Source organism: Cyanobium sp. L1E-Cus, assembly GCF_024345755.1.
Lineage (GTDB): Bacteria > Cyanobacteriota > Cyanobacteriia > PCC-6307 > Cyanobiaceae > Cyanobium_A > Cyanobium_A usitatum.
Window position 1 is genome coordinate 44117 of the sequence record NZ_JAGQBS010000002.1, and the last position, 15051, is coordinate 59167.

15 protein-coding genes are annotated in these 15051 nt (G+C 63.0%); 8 read left to right on the plus strand and 7 right to left on the minus strand.

Annotated features, from left to right (window positions below; all coding sequences use genetic code 11):
* The first annotated feature begins 7 nt into the window (after positions 1-7).
* The 3 genes from glgA to murF are packed head-to-tail and all read left to right on the plus strand — an operon-like array spanning position 8 to position 3696.
* Positions 8-1480 (plus strand): glycogen synthase GlgA, encoded by a 1473-nt coding sequence (gene glgA, locus KBZ22_RS00255; RefSeq protein WP_255020587.1) that lies wholly within the window; start codon positions 8-10, stop codon positions 1478-1480.
* A gap of 10 nt (positions 1481-1490) precedes the next feature.
* Positions 1491-2273, plus strand: coding sequence for a hypothetical protein (locus KBZ22_RS00260; RefSeq protein WP_255020588.1), 783 nt, complete (start codon positions 1491-1493; stop codon positions 2271-2273).
* A 28-nt stretch (positions 2274-2301) separates the two neighbouring features.
* Entirely contained in the window at positions 2302-3696 is a 1395-nt protein-coding gene (gene murF, locus KBZ22_RS00265) for a UDP-N-acetylmuramoyl-tripeptide--D-alanyl-D-alanine ligase (protein WP_255020590.1), read from the plus strand.
* Positions 3697-3832: 136 nt separating this feature from the next.
* On the opposite strand, the gene KBZ22_RS00270 is transcribed toward murF, so the two are convergent.
* From KBZ22_RS00270 to KBZ22_RS00295, 6 genes are read right to left on the minus strand one after another with little or no spacing between them, the layout of a single operon-like run.
* Positions 3833-4078 (minus strand): chlorophyll a/b-binding protein, encoded by a 246-nt coding sequence (locus KBZ22_RS00270; RefSeq protein ID WP_255020591.1) that lies wholly within the window; start codon positions 4076-4078, stop codon positions 3833-3835.
* Between the two features lie 25 nt (positions 4079-4103).
* Positions 4104-5477 carry a bifunctional UDP-N-acetylglucosamine diphosphorylase/glucosamine-1-phosphate N-acetyltransferase GlmU gene (glmU, locus tag KBZ22_RS00275; RefSeq protein ID WP_255020592.1) on the minus strand — a complete coding sequence of 458 codons (1374 nt, stop codon included), beginning with the start codon at positions 5475-5477 and terminating at the stop codon, positions 4104-4106.
* A gap of 44 nt (positions 5478-5521) precedes the next feature.
* Complete coding sequence (gene aroA / locus KBZ22_RS00280) at positions 5522-6856, minus strand: 3-phosphoshikimate 1-carboxyvinyltransferase (RefSeq protein WP_255020593.1); 1335 nt, start codon at positions 6854-6856, stop codon at positions 5522-5524.
* 26 nt (positions 6857-6882) lie between these two features.
* Positions 6883-7707 (minus strand): bifunctional hydroxymethylpyrimidine kinase/phosphomethylpyrimidine kinase, encoded by an 825-nt coding sequence (thiD, locus tag KBZ22_RS00285; protein WP_255020594.1) that lies wholly within the window; start codon positions 7705-7707, stop codon positions 6883-6885.
* 39 nt (positions 7708-7746) lie between these two features.
* Positions 7747-8196: an Rrf2 family transcriptional regulator gene (locus tag KBZ22_RS00290; protein WP_255020595.1), complete on the minus strand. Its 450-nt coding sequence runs from the start codon at positions 8194-8196 to the stop codon at positions 7747-7749.
* Positions 8196-9773, minus strand: coding sequence for a UbiD family decarboxylase (locus KBZ22_RS00295; protein WP_255020597.1), 1578 nt, complete (start codon positions 9771-9773; stop codon positions 8196-8198). The genes KBZ22_RS00290 and KBZ22_RS00295 overlap by 1 nt, the downstream gene beginning before the upstream one ends.
* Before the next feature lie 52 nt (positions 9774-9825).
* Between KBZ22_RS00295 and KBZ22_RS00300 the strand changes: the two genes are divergently transcribed.
* The 5 genes from KBZ22_RS00300 to sds all read left to right on the plus strand — a co-directional run bounded on the left by KBZ22_RS00300 (position 9826) and on the right by sds (position 14378).
* Positions 9826-10581, plus strand: coding sequence for a 2-phosphosulfolactate phosphatase family protein (locus KBZ22_RS00300; protein WP_254941260.1), 756 nt, complete (start codon positions 9826-9828; stop codon positions 10579-10581).
* Between the two features lie 65 nt (positions 10582-10646).
* Positions 10647-11465 carry a carbon-nitrogen hydrolase family protein gene (locus KBZ22_RS00305; RefSeq protein WP_255020598.1) on the plus strand — a complete coding sequence of 273 codons (819 nt, stop codon included), beginning with the start codon at positions 10647-10649 and terminating at the stop codon, positions 11463-11465.
* An 8-nt stretch (positions 11466-11473) separates the two neighbouring features.
* Positions 11474-12562, plus strand: a complete 1089-nt coding sequence (locus KBZ22_RS00310; protein WP_255020599.1) for an N-acetylmuramoyl-L-alanine amidase — start codon at positions 11474-11476, stop codon at positions 12560-12562.
* The gene (murI, locus tag KBZ22_RS00315) at positions 12559-13383 is read left to right on the plus strand and encodes a glutamate racemase (protein WP_255020600.1); all 825 of its coding nucleotides are present in this window, start codon (positions 12559-12561) and stop codon (positions 13381-13383) included. Before KBZ22_RS00310 ends, murI begins: the two co-directional genes overlap by 4 nt.
* Before the next feature lie 23 nt (positions 13384-13406).
* Entirely contained in the window at positions 13407-14378 is a 972-nt protein-coding gene (sds, locus tag KBZ22_RS00320; protein WP_255020601.1) for a solanesyl diphosphate synthase, read from the plus strand.
* Between the two features lie 14 nt (positions 14379-14392).
* Here the strand turns inward: sds and KBZ22_RS00325 are convergent, their stop codons facing one another.
* Positions 14393-15040 (minus strand): HAD family phosphatase, encoded by a 648-nt coding sequence (locus KBZ22_RS00325; RefSeq protein WP_255020602.1) that lies wholly within the window; start codon positions 15038-15040, stop codon positions 14393-14395.
* Positions 15041-15051: the final 11 nt, after the last annotated feature.

Here is a 15051-nt window from a genome sequence, read left to right on the forward strand (position 1 = left end):
CTCTGGGATGCGGGTCTTGTTTGCGGCGGCCGAATGCGCGCCGATGATCAAGGTCGGGGGCATGGGTGATGTGGTGGGCTCTTTGCCCCCGGCCCTAGCTGCCTTAGGCCACGATGTACGCATCATCCTGCCGGGTTACGGCAAGTTGTGGTCGAAGTTGAAGGTTTCGCCCGAGCCCATATGGCGTGGCCACACGATGGGCAATGACTTCGCTGTCTTTGAGGCCCGCCATCCCACCAACGGCCTAATTCTCTATTTAGTGGGCCATCCAGTTTTCGATCCGGAGCGCATCTACGGCGGTGAAGACGAGGATTGGCGCTTCACTTTCTTTGCCAGCGCGACTGCGGAATTCAGCTGGCATCACTGGAAACCTCAGGTGCTGCACTGCCACGACTGGCACACCGGGATGTTGCCGGTGTGGATGCACCAAGACCCTGAGATCAGCACCGTTTTCACAATCCACAATCTCAAGTATCAGGGACCTTGGCGCTGGAAGCTTGATCGCATTACCTGGTGTCCCTGGTATATGCAAGGGGACCACACGATGGCGGTGGCCTTGCTGTATGCAGATCGGGTCAATGCGGTGTCTCCCACCTATGCGATGGAGATCCGCACGCCCCAATACGGCGAGCATCTTGATGGCTTGCTGAATTTCATCAGTGGCAAGTTGCGCGGCATTCTCAACGGCATTGATACCGAAGACTGGAATCCAGCCACTGATGCTAGCCTGCCAGCCCAGTTTTCGGCTGCGGATTTAGCTCCCCGTGCCATTAATAAGCAGGCCCTGCAGGAGCGCTTTGGCTTGGCTGTGAATCCCCGCTCCTACCTAATGGGAATGGTGAGCCGGCTAGTCGATCAAAAAGGTGTCGACCTGCTGCTGCAGGTTGCTGATCGGGTGTTGGCCTACACCGACAGCCAGGTTGTTGTTCTGGGCACGGGAGATCGCACCTATGAGTCGGGGCTATGGCAGATGGCAGCGCGCCATCCCGGCCGCTTCGCCGTTTTCCTCACCTACGACGATGCCCTCTCTCGGCTGATCTATGCCGGCAGCGACGCCTTCTTGATGCCGAGCCGCTTTGAGCCCTGCGGTATTAGCCAGATGCTGGCGATGCGCTACGGATCGATTCCGGTGGTGCGGATGGTGGGTGGTCTGGTGGACACCGTGCCCCCCAACGACCCCCTGGCTGGCAGCGGCAACGGCTATGGCTTCGATCGCTATGAACCAATCGACTTCTACACGGCGATCGTGCGCTCCTGGGAGGCCTACCGCAATCAGGCCAGTTGGCAGGAACTCCAGCGCCGGAGCATGGGCGTGGACTTCAGCTGGGCCCGCTCGGCGCTCGAATACGACGCCATGTACCGCGACGTCTGCGGGGTAAAGGAGCCAACCCCCGAGGCTGCCGCCGTTGAGCGTTTCTCCCAGGGTCAAGATGCGGACCCCAGCCGGCGGGGCCTGGCTTCCCTGCTGAAGCGTCGTTGAACACCTTTTGGTGACGCCACCCACCTCAGCCCCCGACAGATCGGGCCGTTCGGAGCCGCCAGCTCCCTATCCGGCCCCTTACGTAGAACCTTGGGGCCGTCTTGCAGGGGACCTGCGTGCCGCCCTTGCCAGCACGGTGCTCAAGCTGAGGGAGCTGGTGCGCCGCAACCGCGAAGGGGACTTGTCGGTGCCTGGCTTCTGGCCCCAATCACTAGCGGCTTTTTTTTGGCCGGTGCTGTTAGCCGTGGGCTTGGCAGTGGTGGCGTGTTCGCTGACGCTGCTGATAAAGACTGTCTTCTCTAGCCCCACCCCCACCACTTTTGATATTGCTGATAGTTCAGCCTCTCAACCAGTTGTTGAACAAGTTGCTGAACGACTTGCCCCCCGTTCTGAGCTGCCTCTCCCGCAGGCCCTAGGCCAGCCAGCTGCTCGCTCTGTTGGTTCAGCGCCAAGCTCCCCTGAGCCTCCTGAGCTTGCAGAGCCTGCTACTGCCGTGCGCCTTGATCTAGACCCCCTGCTGGCCCTGCTCTCAAACGATGACCCCGATGGCAGCATTTCTTCTGCGCGCCCCCACCCCGAGCAGGGGCTGCTCGACCTGGAGCTGGTGAGTACCTGGGCAGGCTTGCCATTGCAGCGACGCCAACAGCAAGCCGATCTCTGGCTGCAGCGCAGCCGTGAGTTGGGTTACGAGCGTCTGCGCCTGGTAGCACCTGGCGGCAATCTGCTGGCTCAGGCCGCCCGGGTGGGTAGCGGCATGGTGCTGTTGGAGGCGGAGACAATTCCTCAGGCATGATCCTCCGCATCGCCCCCGACTGCCGACGATGAGTCTGCGTTTAGCCCAGTTGCAGGAGCTCTGGGGTCAACCCGCCACCGGCCCCCTGGCCGTGGATCAGGCGGAGCTGAAGCTTGCCCCCCAGGCCATCTGCACCGATAGCCGCCAACTGAGCGGCGGCGACCTTTTTCTGCCGCTGATTGGCGAGCGCTTCGATGGCCATGGCTTCCTTGCCGCTGCCCTTGAGGCGGGTGCGGCCGCTCTCATAGCCCAGGCGGGCCACCTTGCGCCAGCCTCCCAAGCCAGTGTGTTGGCTGCTGCCGCCAAAGCTCACGTTCCCGTTTGGCTGGTGCCGGACACCCTGCAGGCTTATCAGGACCTGGCGGGTCTCTGGCGCCTGCAGCTTGCAGCGCCAGTGGTGGCGGTGACCGGTTCTGCCGGTAAGACCACCACGCGGGAACTTATCCGTGGTGCCCTGGCTCCGCTTGGGCCGATTTGGGCCTCCAGCGGCAACGAAAACAACGACGTAGGCGTTCCCCTGACCTTGCTTGGCGCAGGCCCTGATCAGGCGGCCTTGGTTGTGGAAATGGGCATGCGGGGCCTCGGTGAAATCGAACGGCTGAGTCGCTGCGCCAGCCCCGATGTGGCAGTGATCACCAACATCGGCACAGCCCACATCGGCCGGCTTGGCAGTCGCGAGGCAATCGCAACGGCTAAGTGCGAAATCGTGGCTGGTTTAAGGCCCGATGGCTTGGTGGTGATCCCGGCTGGTGATCCCCTGCTGGACCGTGCCCTAGCCAGGGTGTGGTCTGGCCGGGTAGTGCGGGTTGCCCTGCAGGGAGAAGGCCATGAAGCTGCAGCAGATCTGGTGGGCAGCCTTGATTGCCAGGGGGAGATTCTGGAGTTGGCCGGAGTGGCCCTGCCCGTGCCGCTAGAGGGAGTGCATCACGCCCGCAACCTGATGCTTGCCATGGCGGTAGCTCGAGAGCTCGGCCTTGAGCCTGAGCGTTGGCGGCCCTTACAGGTGGATCTGCCCGGAGGACGTAGCCGCCGTTTGCACCAAAATGGCGTGCTGGTACTTGACGAGACCTACAACGCCTCACCGGAGGCGGTGCTTGCCGCCTTGGAGCTGCTGGCCCAGCAGCCTGGCCGCCGTTTCGCGGTGCTCGGCACGATGCTCGAGCTGGGCGAGCAGAGTCTCGCTCTGCACCGCAGCGTGGCCGAGAGGGCAAGGCAACTAGACCTTGATGGGCTGGTGATCGTGGACCAGGGTGAGGAAGGGGCAGCCATGGTGGCGGCGGCCACTGGCCTATCGCGTTTAAGGCAGGTGGATTACCCGGAGGCTGCGGCAGAGCCATTGCTGCAATGGCTGCAGCCTGGAGATGTGCTTCTGCTCAAGGCCAGCCGGGGTGTTGCTCTGGAGCGCTTGATTCCGCTTCTCTAATAGGGCACGGCGGGCTCGACAATGGGGCTCGCCGTGCTCGACGCGATCGGTCATGATGGCAGTGGAGCAGCATTTCACGATGTTGTGCCTTCGGGCGAAGGTCCTGGGTGGTGGTTCACTCGGGGCCTTTCTGCTTTCAGCCCAGATACCAATGCAACATGGCGGCCAGCTGGCCCACCATGCCCTTGCCGGTGAGAAGCTCGCCGGCGATTGCTGCGGCAAAGCCCAGCATGGCCATCCGTCCGTTTAATAATTCCACCCCTGCCAGGGCAGCCTTGTTCCAGGGTTTGGGGCTGGTCATGCTCTCGCCAAACCGTTCTACCGGCTCGTAGAGAAAGCCCTCCTTATCTGGTGAAGCCGCAGGACGCCTGTCGCGATTCATAAAAGCTGGGGAAGATTGGCGCAGCCTATGGGGCTGGAGGGCTCGGCTGGTTTAACTGGCTGGACCAGTTTTCCTTGACAAGTTGGCGAGCACGGCCCAAGGCGAGCGAGCCGGCCGGCACGTCTTTAGTGATCGTCGAGCCGGCACCAACGGTGACGTTTTCGCCCAGGGTCAGTGGTGCTACAAGCACGGAATTTGCCCCGGTTTTGCTGCCGGCGCCCACCACGGTGCGGTGCTTGCGCACGCCGTCGTAATTGGCGGTGATTGTGCCTGCTCCCACGTTAACGCCAGCGCCCAGATCTGCGTCGCCGATATAGCTTAGATGGTTTACTTTCACGCCATTGGCAAGACTGCTGTTTTTTACTTCCACAAAATTGCCGATGTGACAGTGCTCTGCCAATGAGGTGCCGGGGCGTAGCTGGGCGAAGGGGCCAATGGCGCAGTGATCAGCCACCTGCACTTGTCGCAGCACTGAATAGAGCACGGTCACACCTGCTCCCAAGCTGCTGTCTTCGATCAAGCAGCCGGGCCCGATGCGGCAGCCATCGCCGATGGAGCTGCTGCCGCGAAAATGGCACTGGGGTTCAACAACAACATCCTGACCAAAGCGGCAGTCTTCGCTGAGGGTGCAGCTAGCTGGATCGACAAAGCTCACACCCTCAGCCATCCAGTAGCGCTTTAGCCGTTCCTGCAGTGCCGTCTCACATTGGCTGAGCTGAAGCCGGTCGTTGATACCGGCGATTTCGTCAGCATCTGCCACCTCTCTGTGCATGGCCGGCCGGAGCAGAGCCACCGTATCGGTGAGGTAGAGCTCGCCTTGGTCGTTTTCGGTGGTGAGCTGAGGTAGCACCTCGGCCAACTTGGCCCAGTTGAAGCAGTAGATACCGGCGTTGGTTAGGTGGTTGAGACGCTGCTGGTCATTGCAGTCGCGGTGCTCCACGATTGCGCTAACGGAGCCGTTGGCATCGGCAAATACTCGCCCGTAGCCACTGGGATCGTCCAGCCTGGCCGTGAGCAGAGTCACGGCAGCGCCACTGCTGCGGTGTTGCTCCAGCAGGGCCGCAAGGGTTTGGGGGCGTAGCAGCGGCACGTCGCCATTGAGCACCAACAGATCGCCGCTGAAGTTATTTAGCGGTTCGAGCAGTTGCTGCACGGCGTGGCCAGTGCCGTTCTGGGGCTGTTGCAGCACGAATTCAAGGCCGCTTAGGCCCTGCAGCTGCTGCTCCACCCGCTCGGCCTGGTGGCCAACGATCAGCAGGCGCCGCTCTGGCTGAAGCTGCTCGCAGCTCGCCAGTACCCGCTCCACCAGGGTGGCGCCGGCTAGGGGCTGGAGCACCTTGGGCAGGGCGCTCTTCATGCGGGTGCCCTTCCCTGCGGCCAATACGGCAACGGCGAGCATGGGCAGGTGGTAACGACTGGCCGGGAATCTACGTGGACTACCTATCAACTTGCCTGCTGCTTGAGGCGGGCTAGGTCGTCCCAGAAGCCCGGATAGGAGACGGCTGCCGCTTCCGGCCGGTGCAGCAGGGTGTCCCCCCGGGCGATGCCGGCAGCAACCGCCAGACTCATGGCAACCCGGTGGTCGGTTTCACTGTCAACCTCTGCGCCGTGCAGTTCGGTGCAGCCACTGATAGTCATGCCGTCTGCGAATTCCTCGATGCGGCCGCCCATCTCACCGAGCTGCCTTGCCATGACCGCGAGGCGGTCTGTTTCCTTGACCCGCAGCTCCTCAGCGTCACGAATACGGCTGATGCCCTGGGCGCAGCAGGCGGCTACCGCCAGTACTGGGATTTCATCCACGAGCCGGGGGATCAGTTCGCCACCAATATCAAAGGCTTGCAGCGGGCCGTGGCAAACCCGCAGGTCTCCCACCGGCTCTCCGGCCACATCCCGGCGGTTGAGCACGCTTATTTGGGCGCCCATCTGCTCCAGTACCTCGAGGATGCCGGTTCGGCTGGGGTTGAGCCCCACGTTCTGCACTGTGATCTCAGCGTCTGGGGTGATGGCACCGGCCACCAGCCAGAAGGCGGCGGAGCTGATGTCACCTGGCACTACCACCGCTTGACCTTTGAGCGTTTGCCCCGGGATCAGGGTCACAACCGTGTTGCCCGCACCGCCCACAGACAACTCGGCGCCGAAGGACCGCAGCATTCGTTCGCTGTGATCGCGGCTCTGGGCCGGTTCGATCACGGTGGTGGGTCCGTCAGCGGTGAGGGCGGCAAGCAGGATGGCGCTCTTCACCTGGGCTGATGCCACCGGGGTGTGGATGGTTGTGCCGTGCAGGGGCTGTCCCTGCACCGCTAACGGTGCGAAGTTGCCGTCGCCGCGACCACAGATCTGGGCACCCATTTGGGCCAGGGGAGCTCCGACCCGCCGCATCGGCCTGCCCCGTAGGGAGCCATCACCAGTGAGCACGAAGTGGCGGCCAACCCGGCCTGCCAGCAGCCCCAGCATCAGCCGCATGGTGGTGCCCGAGTTGCCGCAATCGAGCACATCGCCAGGTTCCTGGAAGCCATCAAGGCCGGCGCCTTGCACAGTCACAGGCTGGCCTGCCTGAATCGGCGACACCTCCACTCCCATGGCCCGCAGGCAGGCGGCCGTACTGAGCGGGTCCTCCGCTGGTAGCAAGCCCTCGATGCGCGTTTCTCCTTCTGCGATAGCCCCAAACAAAAGGGCCCGGTGAGAGATTGATTTATCGCCGGGTACCTGCACGGTTCCCACCAGAGTGCCGCCGCCAGCCAGGCTGAGCGGGGCGGATTTAGCGGCGGAATGGGCCACGAAGCACTGACGGCAGTTGGCCGATCCTATGGAGCGCGCCGCTGCCCGACTGATTCATAGGCGTGCCAGTGGCATAGAGGACCGTGACCAGCGCCAATGGCGAGGGCGGAGCGCAAGCCGCCTTCCACGTAGCGCTTGGCCTCGATCACGGCCTCCTGAAGGGATCTCCCGAGGGCCCGCTGGGCGGTGATCGCTGCCCCTAGTGTGCAGCCACTGCCGTGGGTGTGGGTGGTGCTGATTGGCGCGTGGCTGAGCCACTGCCCTGGGGCATGGCGCTGCAGCAGGAAGTCGCGGCCGCGCAGCTCTGGCCGGCCGCCGCCCTTGACCAGCACCGCTGCTGACCCCAGCTCCAGCAGGCTCTGCGCCGCTTGCTCAACCGCACGCTCCAGATCGGTAGCTGCCTCGATCGTCACGCCGCTGAGTAGCTGGGCTTCATGCAGGTTGGGGGTGAGCAGCTCGGCTTGGGGCAGCAGCAGCCGGTAGGCAGCGATGGCGCTGGGTTCAAGAAGCACTGAACCTGCCCGCGACACCATCACCGGATCGATCAACTTCGGGATCGTCAGCGGCGCCAAGGCGGCAGCAGTGGCCTCAATTAGGCCGACGTTGAGCAACATGCCGGTTTTAAGGGCCGCTACCGGCAGGTCTGTGATCACCGCGGTGATTTGGGCGCTAAGGGCCTCTGGCGACAGAGCGTCCACGCGGCTGACACCTGTGCTGTTCTGGGCGGTGATGCAGCTGATGGCCGAGCAGCCGTACACCTTCATGCTCGTGAAGGTCTTGAGGTCGGCCTGGATGCCGGCGCCGCCGCTGGAATCACTGCCGCCGATTGTCATAGCGATGGAGGGAGTCATCGGCTTGCTCCAGCAATGAACTGTGGGGAGGCCCATGGCTTAACCAAGCATCACCCCACCCTCGCCATCGGATCCGGCCACGGCGCTGCGCAGGTCGAACAGCAGGTCTTCGAGACTGAGTTCCGCCAGCGCCTTCTGTCGGACCCGCTCTAGCCGTAGCTGCAATGCATTGGTCACTTGATCGGCTGGAGAGTTGGCCGGCTCCGACGTTGCAAGCCGGTGCGCACTGTCTGTCAAAGCTTCGCCAAGCCCCGCCAAAATCAGCTCCATTGAAATTGCCCGGGCTGGCCTGCTAAGTCGGTACCCCCCCACCCGACCTCGCCTCGCCTCCAGTAGTCCGGCCCGCCGTAGACGCAGCAGCAGCTGCTCAAGCATTGGCTCGGGTAACTGTTGGGCCGTGGCCAGCGCGTGGGTTGACTGCCAATCCAAGGGCCTTGCTGCCAGCTCCAACAGGGCCTTAAGAGCATGGTTGGCCTGGCGAGAAAGCATTACGCCTTAGCCGTTGCCCGCCCCGCGAGCCGCTCCAGCACGTGCTCCAGGGTGTAACCAAATAGGGCTGGATCTGGCTCGTCTTTACCGATATCTGCCAAGCCAAGCTCGGCCCAACGGGCATCGAGCCTGGACTCCAGCTCGGCGGGACGGCTAAGCGGTTCGCCCCAGGGGTGGCGCTTCTCCGGACCAATCTTGGTGGTGGCATCGATCGCCAGCCTGCCGCCCAAGCCCAGGCGCTCGCTGGCGAAATCGAGGCTGTCAAAAGGGGTGTCTTCGAGCACAAACAAATCCCGCTGCGGATCCACTTGGGCACTGATCGCCCAGATCACTTGGCGCGGGTCGCGGATGTTGATGCTTTTATCCACCACCACAACAAATTTGGTGTAAGTGAACTGGGGCAGGGCGCTCCAGAAGGCCATCGCCGCCCGCTTGGCCTGGCCTGGATAGGCCTTATCGATGGCAATCACAGCCAGTTTGTAGCTGAGCCCCTCCATCGGCAGAAAGAAATCGACGATTTCAGGGATCTGCTGGCGCAGGATCGGCGTGTAGATGCGGTTTAGGGCGATCGCCAACATGGCGTCTTCCTTGGGGGGCCGGCCACTGAAGGTGGTGAAGTACACCGGATCACGTCGCTGGGTGACGCACTGGATCTGGACGAGGGGCGAATCTTCGACGCCGCCGTAGAAGCCCATGTGGTCGCCAAATGGTCCGTCAGCCAGCTCAGAGCCAGGGGTGATATTGCCTTCCAGCACCACCTCACTGTGGCTCGGTACCTCCAAATTCACCGTTTTGCACCTAGCGAGCCGGACGCCCTCGCCGGCGTAGATGCCAGCAAATAGCCACTCGCTCAACTGCACCGGGATCGGCGTGGCGGCCGCCATCACCAGCAGCGGATGCACGCCGATGGCAATGGCGATTTCAAGCTTTTTGCCCATCGCCGCCGCCTTGCGCAGGTGGCGGGCGCCACCGCGCACGCTCAGCCAGTGCACGGTCATTGAGTTCAGCGACTGTTGTTGCAGCCGGTACACGCCCACATTGGGTGTGCCAGTTTCTGGATCCTTGGTGATCACCAGGCCCAGGGTGATGATCCGGCCGCCGTCGCCGGGCCAGGGCCGCAGCAGGGGCAGGGCATCAAGATTCACCGCCTCGCCCTTAAACACCTGCTGGTGACAGGGAGGGGTGAGGTCGAGATCGGGCCGGGCTTTGAGCACATCCAGCAGCACCGAGCCAAAGCGCAGCGCCTCCCTGGCCCCTTTAGGGGGTCGGGGTTGCTGCAGCAGGGCCAGGCGCTCGCCGAGCCGTTCCAGCTCCTCTGGTTGCTCCATGCCCATGCTCCAGAGCACCCGCTCCTGGGTACCCAGCAGGTTCACAGCCACCGGCATGGTGGAGCCAATCACATTTTCAAACAACAGGGCCGGGCCGCCAGCTGCCAGCACCCGGTCGGCAATCGCTGCTAACTCCAGGTCTGGATCCACCGGCGCGGTGATGCGCCTCAGCCGACCCCGTTGGTCCAGGAGGTCGATGAAGCCGCGCAAATCCCGGCGACTGCGTTGACTAATTCCCTTATTCGGCATCGACTTTTATGAGCGGTGACTACTGTGACGCACCTGAACTGGGGCCGCGGCTGTGCAAATTTCCTACTTCCACTCCTCTGAATGCGTGCCACCCGTCAGGTCCCTGGCGGAGGGTGGGCCAGATGCTGCAGTAGTTATCGACGTTCTACGGGCAACGACCACGATTGCTTGGTCCTTGCAGAACGGAGCTGAGGCGATCGAGGCCTTCGCCAGCCTGGAGGAGCTTGAAGCAGCAGCGGCTGCCTGGCCGGCGCAGCAGCGACTGCGTGCCGGTGAGCGAGGCGGCCAGAGGGTGGCGGGCTACGACCTAGGTAACTCTCCCCTTGCGGTAACCCCCGAGCTGGTGGGTGGCAAACGCATATTCATGAGCACCACCAATGGCACCCGCTCCTTAGCGGCCGTCAAGTCGGTGCCTCTGTTGCTGACGGCCTGTCTCCCCAACCGCACCGCAGTAGCACGGCGTTTGCTTGATCAGGAGTGCTGCCGGGTCTGGATCGTGGGCAGTGGCTGGGAGGGCGATTACTCCCTCGAAGACAGCCTCGCTGCAGGTGCCGTTGCTTCTGCGGCGATTGAGATGGCGGTGGCTCCCCATATCGGTGTGAGCTTCGGCAACGACGAAATGCTGGCGGCCCTTGCTCTCTGGCAGCAGTGGCACCTCGATACCGAGACCTGCTTGCGCACTGCAAGTCACGGTCAGCGCCTGATCAATCTCGGCGACCATGACGCCGATTTTGCTTGCTGCGCAGCTGTCGACAGCCTGCAACTAGTGCCCTTCCAGGCCGAACCCGGGGTGCTTAAGGCCAGTTAATCCCAGCTGCGCGAACCGCCTCCTGGCAGTTCCTTTAAAGTCTGACGGATTGGTTGGGGCAGTGAGTGGGCAGTTTTCTGGCGGCAGCTGTGCAACTCACCAGCACCCCGGATCCGGATGCGAATTTCGCCTCAGCGGAAGAGCAGATCGAGCTGGCTGCCCGTCGCGGCGCTGAGTTGGTCGGGCTCCCTGAAAACTTCGCTTTCATGGGGGAGGACGAGCAGCGCCTTGAACTGGCCGCATCCTTGGCGGAGCGCTGCAGCAGCTTCCTTGTCACGATGGCGCGCCGCTATCAAGTGACCTTGTTAGGTGGAGGCTTTCCCGTCCCAGCTGGACCGGGGCAGACCTTCAACCGCGCTGAGTTAGTAGGAACGGAGGGCCAGCTGCTGGCTCGCTACGACAAAATCCACCTCTTCGATGTCGACTTACCCGATGGCAACACCTATCGGGAATCGGCCACGGTGCAGCCCGGAGACCAACTGCCCCCTGTAGTTGATGTGCCCGGTCTTGGCAGGATTGGCCTGTCGATCTGCTACGACGTTCGCTTCCCTGAGCTTTATCGCCACCTGGCCCAGTCAGGGGCTGATGTTTTGTTTGTGCCCGCAGCATTTACCGCTTTTACCGGCAAGGACCACTGGCAGGTGTTGCTGCAGGCCCGGGCGATTGAAAACACTGCCTACGTGGTCGCCCCCGCCCAGACGGGCCAGCACTACGGACGCAGGCAGAGCCACGGCCATGCCTTGGTAATCGACCCTTGGGGCACGGTGCTGGCAGATGCCGGCGTAAGTGTCAGCGCTGCCATTGCCCCGATCGATCCGGGCCATGCCCAGAGGGTGAGGGCCCAGATGCCCAGCCTTAGGCACCGCCGGCCGGCCCTGTTCTGACTGTCCCGATGCCCTGGTCCGTCAGATTCCGCTGGAGTGCTGCTCTGGCAGCGGTTGCTTTGCTGATGCCCGATCTACCGGCCTGGGCTTCTTCCCTCGCGGCCTGGCGCGTTTCCCGCAGTGGTCAGCTGGAGTTACGTACCAGTATAGATGTACGCCCCCAAGCCTTTTTTGAGGCTGGTACTGGCTTTAGGGGCCCCCGGGTCTGGGTAGACCTGCCCGGTGCCCCATCGCGGACACGCACTGTGCGAGGCAGTGGTGCCTTGCGTGAGGTACGGATTGGTCGTCCAGATGGCTTCACAACCCGCCTGGTGCTGGAATTTGCGCCAGGTACCCAGCTCGATCCATCTGGCCTGCGCCTGGTGGGCACCTCCCGCGACCGCTGGCGCATGGAGTTGCCGGGTCTTGGCAACCAAGCTGGGCTTGGCCTCGGCGAGGGAGACCTCGATGCTGTCGCCAGCTTTGGCGCCGATCAGCAGACCTTCTTCCCCACCGCAGCTACGCCCCTCTCCGCCGATGGTTTGCCGGTTGTGCCCCGAGGCCGCTTCAAGGTGGTGATCGACCCTGGCCATGGGGGCCCCGATCCAGGTGCTGTCGGCATTGGTGGCCTACGGGAAACCGACGTAGTGCTTGATGTTTGTCTGCAAATCGCCCGGCTATTGCAGGCCCGCGGCGTCCAGGTATTGATGACACGCACCTCTGAGGTGGACGTTGACCTGCCTCCCCGGGTGGCCCTGGCCAACAGCAGCGGTGCCGATCTGTTTGTGAGCGTGCACGCCAACGCCTTGAGCATGGCCCGTCCCGATGTGAATGGCATCGAGACCTTTTTCTTTGAGGGTGCGGGATCGCCCTCCCGTCGCCTGGCTGCGGCCTTGCAGGAGCAAATGGTGGCCATTTCCCCTGGCAGTCCTGATCGCGGCGTGCGCACCGGACGCTTTTTTGTGATCCGCCGCACGGTGATGCCCTCCGCCCTTGTTGAGATGGGCTTTGTCACCGGTGAACTCGATTCCCGGCGCCTCGCCGATGCCAATTTTCGTCGTCGCATGGCTTTAGCCCTGAGCGCTGGGATTCTTAACGCCCTGCAGGGTCAGCCATGAGCGCTTTGGTGGGGCTATTTGACAGCGGCTTGGGGGGGCTCACGGTGCTGCGGAGGCTTCAGGAGCGCTATCCCCATTCCTCCTGCCTTTATCTCGGGGATACGGCCCGAGTTCCCTACGGCCAGCGCAGCGTCGCCGATATTCGCTCCATTGCCGCTGAGGTGGTGGGCTGGCTGCGTCACCAACAGGTCGGGGTTCTGGTGATGGCCTGCAACACCTCCAATGCCCTCGCTCTTGATGTGGCCGTGGCGGAGGCCGGCGTTCCCGTGGTGGGCCTGATCGACAGTGTTGCTGCCGACCTAAACAGCGAGTGCGTGGGGGTGTTGGCTACTCCCGCCACAGCCGCAAGCGGTGCCTACAGGCGGGCAATCCATGCCTGCCGGCCCCACACCTCTGTGCTCGAGGTGGGCTGTCCCACCTTCGTGCCCTTGATCGAGGCCGGTGATCTCCAGTCTCCAGCCCTGATAGGGGAAGCCAAGGCATACCTGGAGCCCCTACTCGCAGCCGGTGTCGACACGGTGGTGCTGGGCTGCACCCACTACCCGATGTTGCGCCCCTTGCTCACGGCCCTGCTGCCTCCCCATGTGCGGCTTGTTGATCCAGCTGAATCGGCGGTACGGCGCCTAGGGCCCCTTTTGGCAAGCATGGGCGGCATGCCGGAGGGCGAACTCGCAGCGGTGGAGGTGGTGACCCCAGCCGAGCGCACCCGGGTCTGCGTCAGTGGATCTGCGGAGGCCTTTGCCGACGGGGCGAGCCGCTGGTTGGGTTACCGGCCTGCCGTTGAGCGGGTGGACCTGCGGTCGATGGGGCAAGCCTTCTAGGATCACGCCACGGCGGAGGTGTTGTGGCAACGGTTGCAGAGCTGCTCCAGCCCGTAGAGGCTGACCTAGATGCCCTGCTGGCCGACCTGCGCAGCCTTATAGGAGCTGGCCATCCAATTTTGCAGGCTGCAGCAGAGCATCTGTTTGCTGCAGGTGGCAAGAGGCTGAGACCCGGCATTGTGCTCTTGCTATCGCGGGCAGTAGCCCCCGACGGTGAGCTGGGGCCCCGCCACCGCCGTCTGGCGGAGATCACTGAAATGATCCACACGGCTTCGCTCGTCCACGACGACGTTGTCGATGAGGCTGCAACCCGGCGTGGAGTTGACACGGTTCACAGCCGTTTCAATCATCGAGTGGCGGTGCTTGCGGGGGATTTCCTTTTTGCCCAGGCCAGCTGGCATTTGGCCAATCTCGATGATCTCGAGGTGGTGAAGCTGCTCAGCCGGGTGATCATGGATTTGGCAGACGGCGAGGTGAAACAGGGCCTTTTCCGCTACGACACCGGCCAGAGCTTCGAGACTTACCTCGAAAAGAGCTACTGCAAAACAGCCTCGCTAATTGCAAACAGCGCTAGGGCAGCTGGGGTGCTTACCGGTTTGCCAGGGGCCCAGCTCGATGATCTTTATCGCTTTGGCCGCCAGTTGGGTTTGGCCTTCCAGGTAGTGGACGACATTCTCGATTTCACTGGCAGTGATCAGCAGCTCGGCAAGCCAGCTGCAAGCGATCTGGCCTCCGGTTATCTCACCGCTCCAGCCCTTTATGCACTCCAGGAGCGCCCTGCCCTGGCCGGCTTGATTGAACGCGAATTTTGTGAGGAAGGTGATCTCGAGCAAGCTCTTGCACTGGTGAGGGGTTGCGAGGCCATTCCCCGCACCAGGGCCTTGGCTGAAGGCTTCGCCCAGGAAGCAGCTCAAGCCTTGGAATGGCTAGTCCCCTCCGAACCGCGCAGCGCCTTGCGGGCCCTGCCTGATTTCGTCCTTAGTCGCCTCTACTGACGCTGTTCAGCCAGCTACCAGCGCACATCTCTGAGGGAATTGAGGAGGGTCACTCCGGCAGGTGTGGCTTGGTCATCTGCGTCGCTTGGGAGAAGGGCATACACCTGACAACCGGCGGCCACTGCGGCCTCGATGCCGGCTGCTGAATCTTCGAAGGCCCAGCAGTCGCCGGGATTGCGGCCTAGGCGTTTAGCTGCAAGCAGAAATGGGTCCGGCGCCGGTTTGCCCGCCGCCAGGGCTGGATCATCGCCGTAAACCCTTACCTGAATCAGCTGCAGCCATCGGTGGGGTTCAGCCTTACGCCGCACCGCGTCCTGGGTGCTGCTGGTGACGAGGGCCATGGGGACCTGGTGATCCCTGCACATCTGCACCAGTTCGGCGGCGCCGTCCATTGCGGCAGCGGTGGGCACCAAGGCATCGGCCAGGGGTTGGCGCACGGCCAGCAAAGCCTCACAACTCGGGGGATTGGAGCCTGAAGCTTCGATCCAGCGGCATACCAAGGCAGCACAATCCAACCGGCGCTGGCCCCGCAGCCTGAGCAACTGTTCAGCACCGAGCTGGCAACCAAAGTGGGCGGCGGCTTTTTGCCAAGCCATGGCTTGCAGTGGTTCGGTGTCTAGAAGCAGGCCGTCGAGATCGAACAGGCAGGCGGCAGGACCCATGTATCTATCCT

Coding starts and splice junctions, on each gene's coding strand:
- murI (WP_255020600.1), top strand. CDS start 12,559: ATGAGCGCTTTGGTGGGGCTATTTGACAGCGGCTTGGGGGGGCTCACG.
- KBZ22_RS00295 (WP_255020597.1), bottom strand. CDS start 9,773: ATGCCGAATAAGGGAATTAGTCAACGCAGTCGCCGGGATTTGCGCGGC.
- KBZ22_RS00325 (WP_255020602.1), bottom strand. CDS start 15,040: ATGGGTCCTGCCGCCTGCCTGTTCGATCTCGACGGCCTGCTTCTAGAC.
- KBZ22_RS00270 (WP_255020591.1), bottom strand. CDS start 4,078: ATGAATCGCGACAGGCGTCCTGCGGCTTCACCAGATAAGGAGGGCTTT.
- KBZ22_RS00290 (WP_255020595.1), bottom strand. CDS start 8,196: ATGCTTTCTCGCCAGGCCAACCATGCTCTTAAGGCCCTGTTGGAGCTG.
- glgA (WP_255020587.1), top strand. CDS start 8: ATGCGGGTCTTGTTTGCGGCGGCCGAATGCGCGCCGATGATCAAGGTC.
- KBZ22_RS00310 (WP_255020599.1), top strand. CDS start 11,474: ATGCCCTGGTCCGTCAGATTCCGCTGGAGTGCTGCTCTGGCAGCGGTT.
- thiD (WP_255020594.1), bottom strand. CDS start 7,707: ATGACTCCCTCCATCGCTATGACAATCGGCGGCAGTGATTCCAGCGGC.
- glmU (WP_255020592.1), bottom strand. CDS start 5,477: ATGCTCGCCGTTGCCGTATTGGCCGCAGGGAAGGGCACCCGCATGAAG.
- murF (WP_255020590.1), top strand. CDS start 2,302: ATGAGTCTGCGTTTAGCCCAGTTGCAGGAGCTCTGGGGTCAACCCGCC.